The sequence below is a fragment of the Pseudomonas sp. NFACC37-1 genome, from assembly GCF_900101575.1.
GTDB classification, from domain to species: domain Bacteria; phylum Pseudomonadota; class Gammaproteobacteria; order Pseudomonadales; family Pseudomonadaceae; genus Aquipseudomonas; species Aquipseudomonas fluorescens_AA.
The window spans coordinates 11,885-29,696 of sequence record NZ_FMUZ01000037.1; the positions used below are offsets into that span (position 1 = coordinate 11,885).

20 protein-coding genes are annotated in these 17,812 nt (G+C 62.4%); 10 read left to right on the top strand and 10 right to left on the bottom strand.

Going from position 1 to position 17,812, the window contains the following annotated elements:
* Nucleotides 1-42: 42 nt before the first annotated feature.
* Genes BLP82_RS25755 through BLP82_RS25770 form a run of 4 tightly spaced genes read left to right on the top strand, consistent with a single transcriptional unit; the run spans nucleotide 43 to nucleotide 3,488 of the window.
* Nucleotides 43-639: a paraquat-inducible protein A gene (locus BLP82_RS25755; RefSeq protein ID WP_092174918.1), complete on the top strand. Its 597-nt coding sequence runs from the start codon at nucleotides 43-45 to the stop codon at nucleotides 637-639.
* Nucleotides 636-1,295, top strand: coding sequence for a paraquat-inducible protein A (locus BLP82_RS25760; protein WP_092174923.1), 660 nt, complete (start codon nucleotides 636-638; stop codon nucleotides 1,293-1,295). The genes BLP82_RS25755 and BLP82_RS25760 overlap by 4 nt, the downstream gene beginning before the upstream one ends.
* On the top strand, nucleotides 1,276-2,934 hold the full coding sequence (locus tag BLP82_RS25765; protein WP_092174927.1) for a PqiB family protein: 1,659 nt from the start codon (nucleotides 1,276-1,278) through the stop codon (nucleotides 2,932-2,934). The genes BLP82_RS25760 and BLP82_RS25765 overlap by 20 nt, the downstream gene beginning before the upstream one ends.
* Nucleotides 2,935-2,951: 17 nt before the next feature.
* A complete protein-coding gene (locus tag BLP82_RS25770) occupies nucleotides 2,952-3,488 on the top strand; it encodes a PqiC family protein (RefSeq protein ID WP_092174931.1) in 537 nt (178 codons plus the stop codon).
* Between the two features lie 103 nt (nucleotides 3,489-3,591).
* Here the strand turns inward: BLP82_RS25770 and BLP82_RS25775 are convergent, their stop codons facing one another.
* Nucleotides 3,592-4,221, bottom strand: a complete 630-nt coding sequence (locus tag BLP82_RS25775) for a glutathione S-transferase family protein (RefSeq protein WP_092174935.1) — start codon at nucleotides 4,219-4,221, stop codon at nucleotides 3,592-3,594.
* Nucleotides 4,222-4,454: 233 nt separating this feature from the next.
* Here BLP82_RS25775 and BLP82_RS25780 point away from each other — a divergent pair, with 233 nt between their 5' ends.
* Entirely contained in the window at nucleotides 4,455-4,889 is a 435-nt protein-coding gene (locus BLP82_RS25780; RefSeq protein WP_092175062.1) for a phage infection protein, read from the top strand.
* Nucleotides 4,890-5,104: 215 nt separating this feature from the next.
* Here BLP82_RS25780 and BLP82_RS25785 read toward each other — a convergent pair whose 3' ends face one another.
* From BLP82_RS25785 to BLP82_RS25800, 4 genes are all read right to left on the bottom strand, one after another.
* Entirely contained in the window at nucleotides 5,105-6,199 is a 1,095-nt protein-coding gene (locus tag BLP82_RS25785; protein ID WP_092174939.1) for a DUF1615 domain-containing protein, read from the bottom strand.
* A 136-nt stretch (nucleotides 6,200-6,335) separates the two neighbouring features.
* Nucleotides 6,336-7,310 carry a porphobilinogen synthase gene (hemB, locus tag BLP82_RS25790; RefSeq protein WP_092174944.1) on the bottom strand — a complete coding sequence of 325 codons (975 nt, stop codon included), beginning with the start codon at nucleotides 7,308-7,310 and terminating at the stop codon, nucleotides 6,336-6,338.
* A 116-nt stretch (nucleotides 7,311-7,426) separates the two neighbouring features.
* Nucleotides 7,427-8,284, bottom strand: coding sequence for a PhzF family phenazine biosynthesis protein (locus BLP82_RS25795; RefSeq protein ID WP_092174949.1), 858 nt, complete (start codon nucleotides 8,282-8,284; stop codon nucleotides 7,427-7,429).
* Complete coding sequence (locus BLP82_RS25800; RefSeq protein ID WP_092174953.1) at nucleotides 8,281-8,979, bottom strand: glutathione S-transferase family protein; 699 nt, start codon at nucleotides 8,977-8,979, stop codon at nucleotides 8,281-8,283. The genes BLP82_RS25795 and BLP82_RS25800 overlap by 4 nt, the downstream gene beginning before the upstream one ends.
* Before the next feature lie 306 nt (nucleotides 8,980-9,285).
* On the opposite strand from BLP82_RS25800, the gene BLP82_RS25805 reads away from it, so the two are divergent.
* The gene (locus BLP82_RS25805; RefSeq protein ID WP_092174955.1) at nucleotides 9,286-9,960 is read left to right on the top strand and encodes a histidine phosphatase family protein; all 675 of its coding nucleotides are present in this window, start codon (nucleotides 9,286-9,288) and stop codon (nucleotides 9,958-9,960) included.
* A 111-nt stretch (nucleotides 9,961-10,071) separates the two neighbouring features.
* On the opposite strand, the gene mnmH is transcribed toward BLP82_RS25805, so the two are convergent.
* Both mnmH and selD read right to left on the bottom strand, forming a co-directional pair.
* The gene (gene mnmH / locus BLP82_RS25810; protein ID WP_092174958.1) at nucleotides 10,072-11,175 is read right to left on the bottom strand and encodes a tRNA 2-selenouridine(34) synthase MnmH; all 1,104 of its coding nucleotides are present in this window, start codon (nucleotides 11,173-11,175) and stop codon (nucleotides 10,072-10,074) included.
* Complete coding sequence (selD, locus tag BLP82_RS25815; protein WP_092174962.1) at nucleotides 11,175-12,209, bottom strand: selenide, water dikinase SelD; 1,035 nt, start codon at nucleotides 12,207-12,209, stop codon at nucleotides 11,175-11,177. The genes mnmH and selD overlap by 1 nt, the downstream gene beginning before the upstream one ends.
* A 297-nt stretch (nucleotides 12,210-12,506) precedes the next feature.
* Between selD and BLP82_RS25820 the strand changes: the two genes are divergently transcribed.
* The 3 genes from BLP82_RS25820 (at nucleotide 12,507) to BLP82_RS25830 (ending at nucleotide 15,062) form a co-directional block, all read left to right on the top strand.
* Complete coding sequence (locus BLP82_RS25820) at nucleotides 12,507-13,457, top strand: nucleoside-specific channel-forming protein Tsx (protein ID WP_092174966.1); 951 nt, start codon at nucleotides 12,507-12,509, stop codon at nucleotides 13,455-13,457.
* A gap of 46 nt (nucleotides 13,458-13,503) precedes the next feature.
* Complete coding sequence (locus BLP82_RS25825; protein WP_072405300.1) at nucleotides 13,504-14,529, top strand: purine-nucleoside phosphorylase; 1,026 nt, start codon at nucleotides 13,504-13,506, stop codon at nucleotides 14,527-14,529.
* Nucleotides 14,530-14,777: 248 nt separating this feature from the next.
* Nucleotides 14,778-15,062, top strand: coding sequence for a hypothetical protein (locus BLP82_RS25830; RefSeq protein ID WP_092174971.1), 285 nt, complete (start codon nucleotides 14,778-14,780; stop codon nucleotides 15,060-15,062).
* Nucleotides 15,063-15,067: 5 nt separating this feature from the next.
* On the opposite strand, the gene BLP82_RS25835 is transcribed toward BLP82_RS25830, so the two are convergent.
* Both BLP82_RS25835 and BLP82_RS25840 read right to left on the bottom strand, forming a co-directional pair.
* Nucleotides 15,068-15,520: a DMT family transporter gene (locus BLP82_RS25835; protein WP_092174976.1), complete on the bottom strand. Its 453-nt coding sequence runs from the start codon at nucleotides 15,518-15,520 to the stop codon at nucleotides 15,068-15,070.
* A 2-nt stretch (nucleotides 15,521-15,522) separates the two neighbouring features.
* Nucleotides 15,523-16,020, bottom strand: coding sequence for a DMT family transporter (locus BLP82_RS25840; protein ID WP_072405303.1), 498 nt, complete (start codon nucleotides 16,018-16,020; stop codon nucleotides 15,523-15,525).
* Nucleotides 16,021-16,134: 114 nt separating this feature from the next.
* On the opposite strand from BLP82_RS25840, the gene BLP82_RS25845 reads away from it, so the two are divergent.
* On the top strand, nucleotides 16,135-17,067 hold the full coding sequence (locus BLP82_RS25845) for a LysR family transcriptional regulator (protein WP_092174981.1): 933 nt from the start codon (nucleotides 16,135-16,137) through the stop codon (nucleotides 17,065-17,067).
* Nucleotides 17,068-17,080: 13 nt separating this feature from the next.
* Here BLP82_RS25845 and BLP82_RS25850 read toward each other — a convergent pair whose 3' ends face one another.
* Nucleotides 17,081-17,683 (bottom strand): NADPH-dependent F420 reductase, encoded by a 603-nt coding sequence (locus BLP82_RS25850; RefSeq protein WP_092175066.1) that lies wholly within the window; start codon nucleotides 17,681-17,683, stop codon nucleotides 17,081-17,083.
* Nucleotides 17,684-17,812 lie beyond the last annotated feature (129 nt).

Genomic DNA, 17,812 nt, shown 5'->3' on the forward strand with positions numbered 1-17,812 from the left:
ACACACTTCTATATTGAAGGGGTTGTTCCTGCGAGCATCCCGATGGCCGCCACCGACCGACTGATCATTTGTGAACATTGCGATGCGGTGTACGAGCCGGTTGTGCTCGCCCCGCATCAAAAGGCCACGTGCGTGCGCTGCCACGCGGTGATCCAGCGCTACAACGGCCTGACCATCGAGCAGCGCCTGGCCTTGAGCGTAACGGCCGCGGTGCTGTGGGCGTTCGCCAATCTCTACCCGGTGATGAGCATCCGCCTCCAGGGTCTGAGCAACAGCGCGACGTTGTGGGATTCCATCGTGGCGCTGAGCCAGGGCCCCATCACCTTCATCGCCCTGGTGACAGCGGTGGCGATCATCGTTGCACCGGCCTTCCAACTGGCGCTGCTGCTCTGGGTACTGGGCCACGCCTACCTCCAGCGGCGGGCGCCAGGGTTCAGCCTGTGCATGCGCAGCCTGGAAACCCTGCGGCCCTGGAGCATGCTGGAGGTGTGCTTGCTGGGCGCGCTGGTGGCGGTGATCAAGCTCGCCGGCCTGCTGGATGTGCTCCCGGGTATCGGCCTGTTCGCCCTGGCGGCCTTGAGCCTGCTGATGATCCGTATTGCCGGGCGCGATGTCCGCAACCTGTGGGACGCCCCATGAACGGCCGGCCGCAGGACACCCCGCCAGAGGCCCGCGACCTGAACCTCTGCCTGTGCCACAGTTGCGGCCTGGCCTGCGACATGGCCGACGGCCCCCAGACCTGCCCCCGTTGCGACGCCGCCCTGCACCGCCGCAAACCCGACGCCATCACCCGCACCTGGGCCTATATGCTCGCGGCGCTGGTGTTCTACATCCCGGCCAACCTGCTGCCGGTCATGAACACCCGGATGCTCGGCGAAGGCGCCGACAGCACCATCATCAGCGGTGTCATCGAGTTCTGGCAAAGCGGCGCCTGGGACATCGCGCTGATCATCTTCATCGCCAGCATCGCGGTGCCCGGCATCAAGTTCGTGGTACTGACCCTGCTGCTGGTGACCGTACAGCGACGCAGTACCTGGGCTCAGGTCCAGCGGGCGAAGCTGTACCGGCTGGTGGAAGTCATCGGCTATTGGTCGATGCTCGATGTGCTGGTGGTGGCCCTGGTGGCCGCCCTGGTCAAGTTCCAGGCACTGAGCGATATCGAGCCACGACCGGGTATCCTGTTCTTCGGCCTCGTGGTGCTGTTCACCATGCTCTCGGCCATGAGTTTCGACCCCCGCCTGATCTGGGACACTCAACCATCCGAGGAGGTCATGAATGAAGTCGCAAGCCACTGACGGGCCACAACCCGCCCCCGGCCGGGCCCACGTCACCACCCGTCGCTGGACGGTGTCGCTGGTGTGGATCGTGCCGATCATCGCGGTGTTGGTGGGTGTTTCCCTGGTGGTCCACAACTGGCTTCAGGAAGGCCCGACCATCACCATCACCTTCAAGACCGGCCAGGGCCTGACCGCCAACAAGACCCAGGTGAAATACCGCAACGTGGTCATCGGCCAGGTCACCGACGTGCAACTGAGCCAGGACCAGAAGAACGTCACCGCCACAGTCAAGCTCGCCAAGACCGCCGACACCTTCACCCACGAAGACTCGGTGTTCTGGGTCGTACGGCCGCGCATCGGGGCTGGCGGGATCTCGGGGATCGACACGCTGCTGTCCGGTGATTTCATCGGTGCCGACGCCGGGCAGTCGAAAGTACGCGCCAAATCCTTCACAGGGCTGGAGAACCCGCCGCCGATCACTTATGGCGAACCGGGCAAGCGCTTCACCCTGCACGCCCAGGACCTCGGTTCGCTGGACATCGGCTCGCCGGTGTACCTGCGCAAGATCCCGGTGGGCCAGGTGGTGTCCTACGCCTTGGACGCCGACGGCAAAGGCGTCAACATCGACGTGTTCATCAACGCGCCCAACGATGTGTATGTCACCGAAAACACCCGGTTCTGGAACGTCAGCGGCGTGGACGTGAACGTCGGCGCCAATGGTTTCGCCGTCAAGACCGAATCGCTCTCGGCCTTGCTGCTGGGCGGCATCGCGTTCCGGGCACCGGAGTACAGCCCCAACGACACCGCCGCCAGCGAAGACAAGACCTTCGAACTGTTTGCCGACCAGCAGAGCGCCCTCGCCCCGCCCGATGGCAAGGGCCAATACCTGGCCCTGCGTTTCGACCAGGCCCTGCGCGGGTTGCGCGTCGGTGCGCCGGTAGAGTTCCTCGGCGTGGAAGTCGGCAGGGTGGTGGCCATCAACCTCGACTTCGATGAGAAGCAACGCAGCTTTCCGGTCAACGTCGGCGTAGTGATCTACCCCCAGCGCCTGGGCAAGGCCCATGAAAAACTGCTCAAGTCGCTCAACCACGACCCCGAAGACGAAGCCGCCGGTGCCCGCCTGATCGGCAGCTTCGTCGAGCGCGGCCTGCGCGCCCAGGCCCGTAGCGGCAACCTGCTGACCGGGCAGTTGTACATCTCGCTGGACTTCTACCCCAAGGCCGAAAAAGTGGTCTTCGACCCCAGCGCCCGCCCCGTGCGTATCCCGACCCTGCCGGGCAGCCTCCAGCAATTGCAGGAACAACTGCAGACGATGGTCGAGCGAATCAACAAGCTGCCACTGGAGAGTATCGCCGGCAACCTGGATGGCAATCTGGTGGAGCTGCGCAAAGGCCTGGCCCAGTTCAACAGCAAGACCTTGCCTGGGGTGCAAAACACCTTGCAGGACGTCAGCAAGACCCTGCAATCGGCCAACTCGACCCTGGCCGAAGATTCACCCCAGCGCGAACAACTGACCCAGACCCTGGACGACCTGGGGCGCATGTCGCGCTCGCTGCGCGAGCTGTCGGACTACCTGAGCCGCCATCCCGAATCGCTGCTTCGCGGCCGTCCCAAGGACGCACCGGCACAGAACCTCACATTGCCGGTGAAAGAATGAGTACAGGAGCCCGTCCCATGCCACTGACGCTGAAATTTACCCTGGTCGCCATGGCACTGCTGCTCGGTGCTTGTCGCAGCGACCCGATTCATTACCACACCCTGAGCCCGGCTCAACCGAAAGGCCCGTCACGCGCCGGCGTGGACATCCACATCGAACAGGTGAGCGTCCCACCCCAGGTGGATCGCACCCAAATGGTCATTCGCCAGGGCAACAGCGGGTTGGCGATCCTGGAAACCGAATGGTGGGGCGCCAGCCTGGCAGATGAACTGCGCAGCGCCTTGGGCGAACAACTGAACAACCCTGGCGCGCCGAAATCATCGCTGCGGGTGGACGTGCAGCGCTTTGACTCGATCCCCGGCCGCTATGCCCGCATGGACGTGCAATGGCGCCTGCGCAACCTGGGTGGCGATACCCGCCCCTTCACCTGTCGCAGCAGCCTGCAAACGCCGGCGGGGGCCAGTATCGACGAACTGGTGACGGCGCATCAGCAGAACGTCCAGCAATTTGTCGACTTGGTTGAGCAGGCGGCTGTACGCATGGCTTGTCCTTGACCCGTAGGAGCTGCCGAAGGCTGCGATCTTTTGATCTTTTGATCTTTCGCTTGAGACTCCAGCGTTAGCGCAAAGATCGCAGCCTCGCTTCGCTCGGCAGCTCCTACGAAGGCCAATGCAACGACAGCATCGGTGCAACGCGCGGATGGTGGTCGATGCGCTCCAACAATCCGTAGAACGCCGGACGGGCGTTGAGCATTGCCTCCCGCGTGTTTCTCCACTTCGTGATCACGGCCGCCAGGATATCCATCGCCCCCGGCTCGGCACCGCCGAGAAACGGCCGGGCCGGGAACTGATCGGCAAACAACGCCCAGTTGCGGTACAGCCGTTGCTGGGTGCCCGCTACCAAGCGCTGCCGAGTCGCTTCATCCGCATCGTCCAGCCAGCGTTCCGGAAAATCGATGATGCCGATGGGCGTGTAGCAATTGGCTGCGATATAGACCAGCCCCCGTATGGCTTGCGCACGCTGGGTTGGGTCATCAGGGAGCAGCTTCGACGCCGGAAAGGTCAGCCCGAGGTGAATCAGGATCGCCGCCGCTTCGGTCAGCACCGAACCGTCCGGCAACTGCAGGGTCGGGACCTGCTTCTGAGGGTTGAGTGCCGCGAGCGCTTTCGCGGCGTCGCTGTCCTGGGTCGAATAGGCATCGACCCGCCGATACGCCACATCACAAAGATCCAGGGCAATCTCCACCGCCGCAGAACCGGATTGCCTGTAACCGAATAACTGGTACATGAACTTGCCTCCTGCCTATGGGTTACCCGGTAGAGCCCACAAACCTGGCTGTGTTCCACCCGGAGGACGACGCGCACGTTATGGCGCAGCTTCGCTGGATCAAGCGACATCGATGGGACTGACGAGCTATCACTGCCGTCGATGTTCACCATCATGCCAATGAAGTTCTCTTGAAGATCGCCCGGGACAACAATGGCCCCACACAAACCACTGCACCCCCGGAGCACACCATCATGAAACGCCAAGTCATCCTCAGCCTCGCTTTCTCCGTACTGGCCGCTAATGTATTTGCCGCCTCCTCGCACCCCGTCGTCGCCGAAGGCGGTTCTGATCGCCTGATCGAAAACCGCGTCGCTGAAGGCGGTGCCGATCGCCTGCTGGAACGCCGCGTTGCCGAAGGTGGCTCTGACCGTCTGCTGGAACGCCGCGTTGCCGAAGGTGGCTCTGACCGTCTGCTGGAACGCCGCGTTGCCGAAGGTGGCTCTGACCGTCTGATCGAAAACCGCGTCGCTGAAGGCGGTTCCGATCGCCTGCTGGAACGCCGTGTCGCCGAAGGTGGCTCCGATCACTTGATCGAGAACCGTGTCGCTGAAGGCGGTGCCGATCGCCTGCTGGAACGCCGTGTCGCTGAAGGTGGCTCTGACCGTCTGATCGAAAACCGCGCGTGAGTTGCTTGACCGCAATGCCTGGAAGTATCGCAAATCATGTGCAACACACCCCGTGGCGAGGGAGCTTGCTCCCGCTCGGGCGCGCAGCGGCCGCAACCTTCACACAGCCGCTGCGCAGTTCACCCGACACACCGCTCCAGAACACTCCCAAGCCCAACCCATCACAGTAAAAGCCCGGCCTCATCCGCCGGGCTTTTTCATGCCTCAATGCCTGGCTAGCGCCCCGCCGCCCGCGCCATGCAGCGCTGATAACGCTCATCCACCCGCTTGGCAAACCACGCCGTGGTCAGCTTGCGCGTGATTTTCGGGCTCTTGAGCACGATCCCCGGCAATACCGCCCGCGGCAACGGCTTACCCTCGGCCCGCTCAGCCAGTTCGAACACACGCTTGTAGAGCTTGCTGTCCTCGAACGCCAGGCTGTCGCCCTGTTCCAATTGATCGCGAATGGTCGGGTTGCGCATTCCCAACGACTTGCCCAGTGTGCGTACCGCCAGCTCCGTGCTGCCCGGCATGATTGAATCATGGGCAACCAGATCGCCATCCAGCGCCAGGGAAATGCCCGACGCTACACTCACCGCATGCTGGAAAGCCGCGTTGCGACTGGCGTACCACCCGGCATTGAAATCGGCGAAACGATACAACGGCTCGGTATAGTTCACCGGATAGCCCAGCAAATGCGCGATACCGAAATACATCCCACCACGGCGACTGAACACTTCGCGACGAATCGAGCCATCCACCGTGTAGGGATAATCTCGCGCATGGGCCTGGGCAAACGCGATACTGACCTGCATCGGCCCACCCGTGTGCACCGGATTGAAGCCGCCGAACAGGGTCTTGCCCAGCGGCACCATGCCGATGAAATCATCGAAAATCCCGCTCAGCTCTTTCTCGCTGCGGGCCGCGTTGAGTCGATCGCTGTAGCTTTTGCCATTGGGCGAACGCACCTGGAGCGCGCCGCTGACCAACAACTCCGGAATGTGCACCTTCGCCGCACGGCGGTTGATCTCCTGACGAGCGATCTTGCCCAGCCCCGGCACTGGCGGGTCGGCCTGGAACGTCGACTCCTGCTCGGTCACCGCCAGGACCGCGCAGATATTCTGCGTCGTGGACGGAATCTGCTGGGCCGCAAAGGCCACGTAAATGTCTGTCGCCCAGCCTTCACGATCCACCGTCCTGGCCGGCAACAACTGCACGATCTGCTTCTTGACCTCGGCGGGCTGGCGCTCGGGCTCCTGCAACTGACGGCTGCCGCAACCGGCCAGGGCCAGCAACGCCACGAGGCTGATCATCAACTGGTTGAATTGCATGGTGCTCCATCGCGTTCGTTATTCCGGAGCAACCATACGATCAAAAGCGGATGCGGGCTATGCCCAATGTGGGAGCGAGCTTGCTCGCGATGACGGCGGCACAGTCACCACTGATGCAAGTAGAAGGAATGCGGGATCAGATCCCACTCAGCGCCAGGTCCATGGCGAAGTAGGTGAAGATCAGGTCTGCCCCCGCCCGCTTGATTGCGCCAAGGCTCTCGCGGACCACACGGGCTTCGTCGATGGCGCCAGCCTGGGCGGCGAATTTGATCATCGCGTATTCGCCACTGACTTGGTAAGCCGACAACGGCAGATTCGAAGCCTGGCGAATATCGCGGATGATGTCGAGGTAGGCACCGGCCGGCTTGACCATCAGCGCATCGGCCCCCTCTTGCTCATCGAGCAGGGATTCACGCAGGGCTTCGCGGCGGTTCATCGGGTTCATCTGGTAGCTCTTGCGGTCACCTTTCAGCGCGCTGCCGCCGGCCTCGCGGAACGGCCCATACAGCGCCGAGGCGAATTTGGTGGAATAGGCCATGATCGCCGTCTGGCTGAAACCGGCTTCATCCAAAGCCCTGCGAATCGCCTGGACCTGGCCGTCCATGGCCGCCGACGGCGCGATCACATCGGCACCGGCGCGGGCCGCCGCCACGGCTTGCTTGCCCAGGTTGATCAAGGTCCGGTCGTTGTCCACTTCATCGCCGTGGAGCACGCCGCAGTGACCATGGTCGGTGTACTCACAGAAGCAGGTGTCGGACATCACGATCATTTCCGGCACCGCGTCCTTGCAGATCCCGGCCATGCGTGACACCAGGCCGCGCTCACGCCAGGTGTCGCTGCCCTCGTTGTCCAGGTGATGGGACACGCCAAAGGTCATCACCGACTTGATGCCTGCACGGGCATAGCGCTCGATCTCACCAGCCAGCTTCGACTCCGGGATGCGCACCACGCCGGGCATGCTCTTGATCGGTACAAAATCATCGATTTCTTCTTCGACGAAAATCGGCAGCACCAGATCGTTCAAGGTGAACTCGGTTTCCTGGAACAGGCTGCGCAGGCTTGCATTGCGACGCAGGCGGCGTGGACGTGCTTCGGGGAACTGGCTGGACATGGGACTCCTGGGCAAAAAATGCGGCTCGATCACAGGGAGCGAAGCTTATGCCCAGGCCAGCCAGGGCACAAACGCCTGCTGGAAAACAGAGTGTTACCAGCCGGGTAATAATCGCCTCACAAGGTCAACGAGCCATTGATGCACGTCACGACTGCACCGCCAATCCAAACCTCGTCTCCCAACTGCTCGACATGAATCCGCCCGGCCCGGCCCATCGTCAGCCCCTGGCTGACCACGTAGGACGCAGGCGCCAGCCCCTTGCCCAGCATCCATTGGGCGAGCCCGGCGTTCAGGCTGCCGGTGGCCGGATCCTCGGGCATGCCATCACCGGCGATAAAGCCGCGCACTTCGAAGTGGGCCTCATCGCCATCCACGGCCCGATCCCAGGGTGCGATCACGCCCACGGCCAGGTCCAGCAACTGCTGGTAATCCGGCTCGAGCGTCAGGACTTGCTGGCGATCCTTGAGCATCACCGCCAGCCAGCCGGCACCGTTATCGACCCATTGCGCCTCGACAATCGCCTGCGCTGCGAGCCCCAGCCCCTTGCGCACCCGCTCCAGCAGCTCGGCCTCCAGCGGACCGGACTTGAGCAAGGGCGGCGCAAGGAACGCCAACCCATGATCGCTGCGGCGCACCCTGACCAGGCCGACGCCGCACTCCTGCACGATCTCCTGCCCTTTGGGCACGCCTCCGGCTTCCAGCCAGGCGTGACAACTGCCCAGGGTCGGATGCCCGGCAAACGGCAACTCGGTGGACGTGGTGAAAATACGCACCCGATAATCGGCCTCCGGGTGCTGCGGCGCCAACAGGAACGTGGTTTCGCTGAGGTTGGTCCAGTTGGCAAAAGCGGCCATGCGCGAGTCGCTGAGCCCATCGGCCCCCAGCACCACCGCCAGCGGATTACCCTTGAGCGGCACATCGCTGAACACATCCAGTTGTTTGTAATCGAATCGGCGGGGCGTCGGCTTGCTCATTCCGGGATCTTCAACCCACGGGCCACGGCCGGTCGCGCCAGGAAGCGCTCCAATACCCGCGTCACATTGGGGAAGTTCTGGATACCCACCAAATCACCGGCTTCATAAAAACCGATCAAGTTGCGCACCCAGGGAAACGTGGCGATATCGGCAATGGTGTAGCGCTCGCCCATGATCCAGTCCCGCCCTTGCAGACGGCCATCGAGCACCTTGAGCAGGCGCCTGCTTTCCTCGACATAACGATCCCGTGGCCGCTTGTCCTCGTAGTCCTTGCCGGCGAATTTGTTGAAGAACCCCAACTGCCCGAACATGGGCCCGATCCCACCCATCTGGAACATCAGCCACTGGATCGTCTCGTAGCGCGCCGCCGACTCCTGGGCCAGCAACTGTCCGCTCTTGTCCGCCAGATAGATCAGGATCGCCCCCGACTCGAACAACGCCAACGGCTGGTCCCCCGGCCCATGGGGATCGAGAATCGCCGGGATCTTGTTGTTGGGATTCAGGGAAAGGAACTCGGGCGACAGTTGGTCGTTGCTGGCGAAGTCCACTTTGTGGGGCTCGTAGGGCAGGCCGATCTCTTCCAGCATGATCGAGACCTTCACGCCGTTGGGGGTTGGCAGGGAGTAGAGCTGGATCCACTCCGGGTATTGGGCGGGCCATTTCTGGGTGATGAGGTATGGCGTCAAGTCGGGCATGGGGTCGGCTCGGAAATGAAGGAAACCCCGAGGATAATCCAAGATGTTGGGGACGACATCACTGCCCGTCACACAATTCACGTCGTCCCTTCTTAATTCAGCAACATCCTGTCGTTAACGTTCGTCCCATCTCCTGACGGAGATCGCTACAGTGCACCGGAATCGAACCAAAGCGCTCGAAGGGACTCTGAGCAATGCCCCCAAAGAACCGACGAGGCGTAACGACAGGGAAAACACCCGAGGCCAAACGCTTCGCGGTGCCAGGGTTTGTCAGCCTGACTCAAGCGTGCTGAAGACTATTATTCGATGATGAACCCACTGAATTTCGCCAGACGCTTCAAACACCGTTCGTGGCTGATGCTGCCGACGCTGCTTGTGGTCTGTGGCCTGGTGCTGTCGCTGGAATCCAGCGTCAGCCGCGCCCAGCCAGCCGACGGCGTACAGACCCTGGTGTTCCTGCGCCACGCCGAGAAACCCGCCGGTGGCCTGGGCCAGCTCAACTGCCAGGGCCTCAACCGCGCCATCGACCTGGCCACCCTGCTGCCGGAAAAATTCGGCAAGGCCGACTACGTGTTCGCGGCCAACCCGACCCGCAATGTCGAAGAGGGTGAGCTGGACAACTCCTACAGCTATATTCGCCCGCTGATGACCATCAGCCCCAGCGCCATCAAGCTCGGGCTGCCGGTAAACATCAATTTTTCAGCCAACGACACCAGCGACCTGGCTGACGAGTTGCTGCACGACAAGTATCACAACTCCACCATCTATACCGCCTGGTCCCATGGCTACCTGCCGGAACTGATCAACAAGGTCGCCGGTGAGGCGGTGGGCAAGGAGCAGACCATTACCGAAGACTGGGCCTCCGGAGACTTCGACTCCCTGTATGTGCTGACCCTGACCTGGCACAACGGCAAGGCCAGCCTCACCAGCCAGAGCTATAAGCAAGGTTTGGACAATGGCCAGCAAGCCTGCCCGACCTGATCATCAGTGTGGGAGCGAGCTTGCTCGCGATGGTGGTGGTGGTGGTGGTGGGTCAGCTTGCCTCAAGGGTGGCTGTGTCGCCGCCATCGCGAGCAAGCTCGCTCCCACAGGTCACCCTCCCCGGGCCGCCCGCTCGCGCAAATACTCCAGCACCGCCGCCTGTTCCCCCGAGAACTCGATCCGCAAGCCCTTCTTTTCCCGCTGGAACACGTACATCGGGTCGTAATACTCACGCAGCAAACCCTCGATCCAACCGCGATGCACGTCGACGGCGCCGCTGTGGGCCTGCTCGGCCAGGGCTGTCTCCAGGATGTCCTTCAAGCGCCGGTGACGGTCGCCACCCAAGCGCTTGTGGATGTTGTCCAGGCTTGCCAGCAATCGCTCGGAAAACAGCGAAAAACCTTCGTCGCCATGTACCGCGACAAATTCCCCACACAGGTCGATGACGTAATCCTGCAGGATCCGTTCGACCCGACGCTCCAGGCTGTCTTCCAGCCAGACCATCGGGACCTGCTGCATGCGCTGGTACAAGGACAGTGGCAAGGCGCAGCTGCCGACCGCACGGCTCTCATCTTCCAGCACAAACTGTTCGATGCCGGCGGCGCGTTTTTTCAGCACATCCACGGCCAGGCGGTTTTCAAAATCGATGTTGGAAGGCTGGCCGGTGGCGCGTTTGCCGAAGCTCGAACCGCGATGGTTGGCATGCCCTTCCAGGTCCAGGCTGTTGCCCAGTTGGCCCAGCGCTTCGGTCTTGCCGGTACCGGTCATGCCGCCCAGCAGCACCAGGTCGCACTCGGCGACCGCCTGTTCGACGGTGTCCAGCAAGAACGTGCGCATGGCCTTGTAGCCACCGCCGACCCGAGGGTAATCAATGCCCGCTTCGTCCTTGAGCCATTGCTGGACGATCTGCGAACGCAAGCCGCCTCGAAAGCAATACAGCAGACCGTCGGGATGGGCCTTGGCGAACGCCGCCCAAGCCTGGATGCGCTGGGCCTTGGTCTCACCGGACACCAGTTGATGCCCCAGGACGATGGCCGCTTGTTGCCCCTGTTGTTTGTAGCAGGTCCCGACACGTTGCCGTTCGTTGTCGGTCATCAACGGCAAATTGACCACGCCGGGGAAAGCGCCCTTGACGAATTCGACGGGCGCGCGCGTGTCCATCATCGGTCGGTCATGGAGGAAAATGTCGCGGTAGTCGGTGATGTCATGGCTCATCAAGACACCTCGACCGCGTAACGCTGTCGCTCGACCAACTCGCCGATGGGCTCCAGTGCAAGGCCGAGTTCAGTGGCTACCCGCAGGAACTCCTCCTCGCCTTCGGGGGTGACGGCAATCAACAGGCCGCCGCTGGTCTGCGGGTCGCACAGCACTCGCTTGTGCAGTTCCTGGACCCGACCGACCTTGCTGGCGTAGCTGTCGTAGTTGCGCAGCGTACCGCCCGGCACACAGCCCAGGTCGAGGTAGTATTCGACGCCCGGCAGACGCGGCACCGCGTCATAGCGGATGCGCGCGGTCAACTGGCTGCCGTCGGCCATTTCCACCAGGTGCCCGAGCAGGCCGAAACCGGTGACATCGGTCATCGCCGTCACACCATCGAGCTTGCCGAAGCGGCTGCCGGGTTTATTGAGGGTGCACATCCAGTCACGGGCCAGGCCAACATCGGCGGCGCGCAGCTTGCCTTTCTTTTCCGCCGTGGTGAGGATGCCGATGCCCAGGGGCTTGGTCAGGTACAGGCGGCAACCGGCGGTGGCCGTGTCGTTGCGTTTCATATGGCGCTTTTGCACCAGGCCCGTGACCGCCAGGCCGAAGATCGGCTCGGGCGCATCGATCGAATGCCCGCCAGCCAGGGGAATACCCGCCTCGTCACACACGGAACGACCGCCGCGAATCACTTCCCGGGCAATCTCCGGGGCCAGTACGTTGACCGGCCAGCCAAGAATCGCGATGGCCATCAGCGGATCACCGCCCATGGCGTAGATGTCGCTGATGGCATTGGTGGCGGCGATGCGACCGAAATCGAAGGGATCGTCGACAATCGGCATGAAAAAATCGGTGGTCGAAACCACCCCACGCTCTTCGTCGATGGCATACACCGCAGCGTCGTCGCGAGAAGCATTGCCGACCCACAGCTTGGGATCGAGGTTCTGCGCACCACTGCCGGCCAGGATCACTTCCAGCACTTGGGGCGAAATCTTGCAGCCGCAACCGGCGCCGTGGCTGTACTGGGTCAGGCGAATCGGCTCGCTCATGGGCATCTCTCCGGTCAATCAAGGGGATCGATTCTAACAGCAACGCCGCCGACTCAGTGCCGTGCCGAGCATTCGCCCGTGCAACACTTTGGTGCTGCTTCAAGCGAGCGTGAAGGATTCGGCGCACCAGGCCTGACCAAAAGGACAGGAAAACTGCCTTAAACCCAAGATTTTCAAGCCACTGCATAAAATTGGTATGGGATGTGCAAACGTTTGCGCATTCGCTCACCTCCAGCGGATCGACGTTTTTTTCAATCACGGAACACGGGCTTCGGCCCGCACGAACAAGGACTTTCCATGCACTTCACTTCCCGGTGTCGCGCCACGCCCGGCGTATGGGCAACCACCCTGCTACTGACCGCCGTTACCGGACTACTCAGCGCCACGACCCACGCCCAACCCACCGAGGTGTCCGCCCAAGGCGAAACCCTCAGTCCTGAAGCCACCCCATCGAAAAAAGGCGCCTACCTGTCGGACTGGTACAACCAGGACCTGACGCTCATCGGCAGCAAGGACATCAGCTTCGGCCCGCAACCGGTCGACGATATCTATCTGGAATATGAATACTTCGGACGCAAGGGGCCCTTCGAGCTCTATGGCTACGTCGACATCCCGAAGATTTTCAACATTGGCAACAGTCACGACAAAGGAGCGTGGGACCACGGTTCACCCGTGTTCATGGAACACGAACCGCGGATTTCCATCGACTACCTGGCCGGCCGCAGCCTGGCCATCGGGCCGTTCAAGGAATGGTATGTGGCGTTCGACTGGATCTACGATCACGGCAGCAACAGCGCCAATCGCGCGAACACCCTGTACAGCGGCCTGGGCACCGACATCGACACTCACTCAAAGGTCAATTTGTCGGCCAACCTCTATGGCCGTTATCAATGGGAAAACTATGGCGCCAGCAATGAATATTCCTGGGACGGCTACCGCGCTCAACTCAAGTACATCGTGCCGATCAGCCAGTTCAGCAATGGTGCCTCACTGACGTACATTGGCTTCACCAACTTCGACTTCGGTTCGGACCTGCACAAGGACAACCCGGCCCGCACCGCCAACGCCACGGTCGCCACCAATGTCTTGCTGTACGCGTTCACCCACGTGCGCTTCACTCTGGTGGGCCGCTACTTCCACAACGGCGGCAACTGGCAGGATGGCAGCGAACTCAACTTTGGCGATGGCAACTTCCGTGCCCGCTCCGATGGGTGGGGCTATTACGCCGGGGTCGGCTATCAATTCTGAGCACATCGTCGCAGCACCCTTTCGAATCCATGGAGGTCACGAACACATGATCAATCGCCTGTTTGCTTCAATCGGCCTGGCAAGTACTGCACTCTTTGCGGCAAGCGCCGGGGCCGCTCCGCCACTTCAACCCAAAGTGATGCTGATCACGATGTTCGCCCCCGAAGCGCAGAACTGGATCGATCGCTTGCAGCTCAAGGATGAAATCCGCGTACCAGGGTTGTCCGCCGAGTACCCGACGATCCGCTGCAATGCCGAACGGGTCTGCCTGCTGATCACCGGCATGGGCCAGACCAACGCGGCGGCCTCGACCCTGGCCTTGGCGCTCTCCCCGACCTTCGACCTGCGCAAGAGCTATTTCCTGGTGGCCGGGATCGCCGGCATCAACCCGCACCACGGCACACTGGGCACAACCGCCTGGGCCCATTACCTGGTGGAGTTCGGTACTCAATGGGAGCTGGATTCGCGGGATGCGCCCAAGGATTGGCCCACCGGCTACCTGGGCATCAACACCAAGGGGCCGAACGAAAAGCCGCCGCTGGACTACAAGACAGAAGTCTTCGAACTCAACCCGGCCCTGCAAGCCAAGGCCTTTGCCCTCAGCCAGCAGGTGACCCTGGCCGAAAGCAAGGAGTCCGCAGCCTGGCGCTTGAAGTATCCGTATGCCCCGGCCAACCAGCCGCCGGTGGTGACCCGCTGCGACACCCTGGCCGGCAACACTTGGTTCTCCGGTACGCGCCTGAGCGAGCGCGCCGAAGTCTGGACCCGCCTGCTCACCGACAACAAAGGCGTCTACTGCACGACCCAACAGGAAGACAACTCGACTTACGAGGCCTTGCTACGGGCCAGCCGTGAAGGTCGGGTGGACATCAACCGGCTGGCAGTGCTGCGGGCCGGGTCCGACTTCGACCGCCCCGAACCCGGTGGCAATGAAGTGGATAACCTGCTCAAGTACGCCGACCAGGGCGCGTTCGTCCCTGCGTTGGAAAACCTGTTCCGCACCGGCAACCCGCTGGTGCAGGACATTGTGAAGAACTGGTCGGCGTGGAAGAACGGCGTGCCTGGCCTCTGATCTTTCAGGGCCTGGATCCTTTGTGGCGAGGGGATTTATCCCCGCCAGGTCGCGAAGCGGCCCCGAGTCTGCCCCGCCGGATAACCGGGGTTCAGGACCGCTTCGCGCTCCAACGGGGATAAATCCCCTCACCACACAGAGTTGTTGAGTGACGGAGATCAGGCTGTTCCCAACGGCACAGCCAATGGAATTTTCCCTCCCGGGCAGGATCATTTGAACATCAACCGTGCGCCCCCAGGAGACCGCCGATGCCTCTCACACCCTCCGCCGCCGACAGCACTCACCTGGACTACGGTCTCGACACGCTGTTCGGCCGCCAGACCAAAAGTATCGACTGCCAATACAACGTCCAGCGCCTCGACGAGGACAAGCCGGTGTGGTTCGCGCTGCACGTTCAACCGCCAATGCCGGACGACCTGGACAAGGCCGAGATCGTGGTGTTCAGCGCCGAGGGCCGGCGCCTGAGCGGCATCGTGCGCAGCACTGAACGCCTGGCCGATGGCAGCCTGCAACTCAACGTGGAACCCGACTGAACCGTTCAGGCCTGACGGGCATTGCTGCGATACATGAACACCAGCGCCAACGCCAGGCAGGCCATGGCGAGCACTCGACTGCCGGACAATTCGATGGCCGGGTTGCCCAGCCAACCGAAGTTGTCGATCAGCATGCCCATGCCCAGTTGCCCGACGATGACCGCCACGGTGGCCACGGCAGTGCCGACCCTGGGCACCGCGCCCACCATCACCATCATGTACACGACACCGAACAAGGCCCCGCTGAGTTGCCATTTCGGCATGTCCAACAGCGTCAACCCGTGGGCCGGTTCGAAAAACACGATCAGCAGGCCGGTGGTCACCGTGCCGACCGTGAACGTCAGCAAGCTGCTGCGCAACACACCGACCGTCTGGCCCAGACGCCCGTTGATGGCCGCCTGCACACTCAACACCGCACCGGCCGCGACGACCAGCAGCAACAAAACAAACAGGTTCATGTTCAACCTCGGGCAATCAGGACAAGGGCGACGACAATCAAGGCCAACGCCAGCCAGCGTTCGCCATTGACCCGCTTGCGGGCCGTGCCGAACCAGCCGAAATGATCGATCAGGACGCTTTTGCCCACCTGGCCGGAGAGAATCGCGATCATGGTCATGGCGATGCCGATGTGGGGCGTGGCGAGTGTCAGCACGACCACATAGATCGGACCGAGGAAACCGCCGATCAATTGCCAGCGTGGCAACTCATGCAAGGCTGGGCCTTGCTGCCGGCCACTGAGCAACAACAGCAGGAAAAGAATCGCCGAACCGACGCCGAAGATGCTCAGCGTGGCCCACAGATGCCCGACCTGGGCCCCAAGCGGCCCCAGCAGGCCGGCTTCCACCGACAAGCCCATGCCGGCCAGGATCACCAGGGGCAGCAATAGCCAGCGCAGCAATGTCCGGGGTCTGGCGGGCGTCGATACCGGCACGGCCTCGCTGAGTGAAGATGTTTGCATGATCAGAACCTGTCCACTTGAAAGATGGCCGGCATTATCGGCTGGTGTCGCTGTGCAATAAATGCGAGCATCCCGACAACACTTTTGCGTAATACGCACAGGAACGCCCGCCCCATGCACGGCCTCAATGAACTGGGTTTCAAGGCATTGCGATTGTTCGTCGCCGTGCTCGATCACGGCAGTTTTTCGGAAGTCGCACGGCGCGAAGGCCTGGCGCCGTCTTCGATTTCCCGGCAGATCCAGTTGATGGAACAGGCCCTGAACCAACAGTTGCTCTATCGCCACACCCGCGCTGTCTCCCCCACCGAAGCCGGTCGCCTGTTGGGGCATCATGCACGGCTGCTGCTGGTGCAACTGGAGGAAGCCGAACAGGCGCTGCAGGAGCAACACAGTGAGCCGTCCGGACTGGTGCGGATCAATGCGCCGGTGGTGTTTGGCCAGCGCCACCTGACACCGTGGCTGGGGCAGCTATGCGAGCGTTATCCGAAGCTGCAACTGGAGATCCAGCAGACCGACAGCTACGTCGACCCACTGCAGGAAGGCGCCGACCTGCTGTTTCGCATCGGCCCGTTGCACGATTCGAGCATGCAGGCGCGCATCCTCGCGCCCCATCGCTTCCAGATCGCCGCCAGCCCGACCTACCTGGCCCGCCACGGCGCGCCACTCAAGCCCCAGGACCTGGCTCACCACCGGTGCCTGGCCTACAAGGGCGTGACCGGTCAGCAGCGCTGGTTCTTCCGCCGCCCGGGCCAGGCCTGGACACCCTACAGCGTCAGCGGCCCGATCACCGGCAACCACGCCGACACCCTGACCCAGGCCGCCGAACAAGGCCTGGGGCTGGTGATGTTCCCATCGTGGCTGATCGGCGAAGCCGTGCGTCATGGCACGCTGGTCCCGGTTCTGCAGGATTACCAGGCGTCCAACAGCCTCGAACCGCAACAGATCGCCATCCTCTGGCCGGGCAGTCGACGCCTGTCGGTGAAGGTCCGCACGGTCATCGATTTCTTCCTCGAGTGTTTTGGCGAAGTGCCCTACTGGGATCGCTGAACACGGCGCGACCTCAGTCGAACTTGACCAGGTTCAGCACCGGCAGCGGGCCACCCGGGAACTGGGTCAAGCGTGCGCCGACACTCAAGGGGCCCAGGTCCACGCCGAAAAAGCCCAGGCGCTCGATCAACTGCGCGACTTCACTCCGTGCCTGCCCGTCGTCACCGGTCAGGAACAGCACCCGCTTGCCGCCTTCGGACGTCGGGTCTGCCTCCAGCAGGCTCGCCAGCAGATGATTGAAGGCCTTGACCACCCGTGCGCCCGGCACCCACTCGCTGAACACCTCGGTCGAAGCCCGGCCCTGGAGATCCACGGCCTTGAACCCGGGCACTTCGATCGCGTTGTTGGCGTCGATCACGATGCGCCCGGCAAAATCCGGCAGACCGCCCAGCGCCTGGGGCAACTTCGACCAGTTGACCGCCACCAGCACCATCGGCTGGGCGGCCGCCTCTTCCACGGTTCCGGCGCGCACGCTTGGACCGAGGTCAGCCACAAGTTCGGCCAGGCTTTGCGGGCCACGGCTGTTGGCAATCACTACGTTGATGTTCTGGCGGGCCAGGGCGCGGGCGAAAGCACTGCCGATGGCGCCGGCGCCAATGATGCCGATGGTGTCGATGTCGCTCATGTCTTGTGTCCTCAAGGTTGAGTAAGCCTGGCGGTGATGTCCGCCGTTGAGGTACATGATGGTCTTGCCATTACCCATTTATTAGCCGGTAATATGGCGAATCATTTTCAAGCATTACTA

Coding starts and splice junctions, on each gene's coding strand:
- BLP82_RS25765 (WP_092174927.1), top strand. CDS start 1,276: ATGAAGTCGCAAGCCACTGACGGGCCACAACCCGCCCCCGGCCGGGCC.
- BLP82_RS25800 (WP_092174953.1), bottom strand. CDS start 8,979: ATGCCCGACTTGACGCCATACCTCATCACCCAGAAATGGCCCGCCCAA.
- BLP82_RS25840 (WP_072405303.1), bottom strand. CDS start 16,020: ATGCAAACATCTTCACTCAGCGAGGCCGTGCCGGTATCGACGCCCGCC.
- BLP82_RS25845 (WP_092174981.1), top strand. CDS start 16,135: ATGCACGGCCTCAATGAACTGGGTTTCAAGGCATTGCGATTGTTCGTC.
- BLP82_RS25760 (WP_092174923.1), top strand. CDS start 636: ATGAACGGCCGGCCGCAGGACACCCCGCCAGAGGCCCGCGACCTGAAC.
- BLP82_RS25820 (WP_092174966.1), top strand. CDS start 12,507: ATGCACTTCACTTCCCGGTGTCGCGCCACGCCCGGCGTATGGGCAACC.
- BLP82_RS25770 (WP_092174931.1), top strand. CDS start 2,952: ATGCCACTGACGCTGAAATTTACCCTGGTCGCCATGGCACTGCTGCTC.
- mnmH (WP_092174958.1), bottom strand. CDS start 11,175: ATGAGCCATGACATCACCGACTACCGCGACATTTTCCTCCATGACCGA.
- BLP82_RS25775 (WP_092174935.1), bottom strand. CDS start 4,221: ATGTACCAGTTATTCGGTTACAGGCAATCCGGTTCTGCGGCGGTGGAG.
- BLP82_RS25830 (WP_092174971.1), top strand. CDS start 14,778: ATGCCTCTCACACCCTCCGCCGCCGACAGCACTCACCTGGACTACGGT.
- hemB (WP_092174944.1), bottom strand. CDS start 7,310: ATGTCCAGCCAGTTCCCCGAAGCACGTCCACGCCGCCTGCGTCGCAAT.
- BLP82_RS25780 (WP_092175062.1), top strand. CDS start 4,455: ATGAAACGCCAAGTCATCCTCAGCCTCGCTTTCTCCGTACTGGCCGCT.
- BLP82_RS25805 (WP_092174955.1), top strand. CDS start 9,286: ATGATGAACCCACTGAATTTCGCCAGACGCTTCAAACACCGTTCGTGG.
- BLP82_RS25825 (WP_072405300.1), top strand. CDS start 13,504: ATGATCAATCGCCTGTTTGCTTCAATCGGCCTGGCAAGTACTGCACTC.
- BLP82_RS25795 (WP_092174949.1), bottom strand. CDS start 8,284: ATGAGCAAGCCGACGCCCCGCCGATTCGATTACAAACAACTGGATGTG.
- BLP82_RS25785 (WP_092174939.1), bottom strand. CDS start 6,199: ATGCAATTCAACCAGTTGATGATCAGCCTCGTGGCGTTGCTGGCCCTG.
- selD (WP_092174962.1), bottom strand. CDS start 12,209: ATGAGCGAGCCGATTCGCCTGACCCAGTACAGCCACGGCGCCGGTTGC.
- BLP82_RS25835 (WP_092174976.1), bottom strand. CDS start 15,520: ATGAACCTGTTTGTTTTGTTGCTGCTGGTCGTCGCGGCCGGTGCGGTG.
- BLP82_RS25755 (WP_092174918.1), top strand. CDS start 43: ATGGCCGCCACCGACCGACTGATCATTTGTGAACATTGCGATGCGGTG.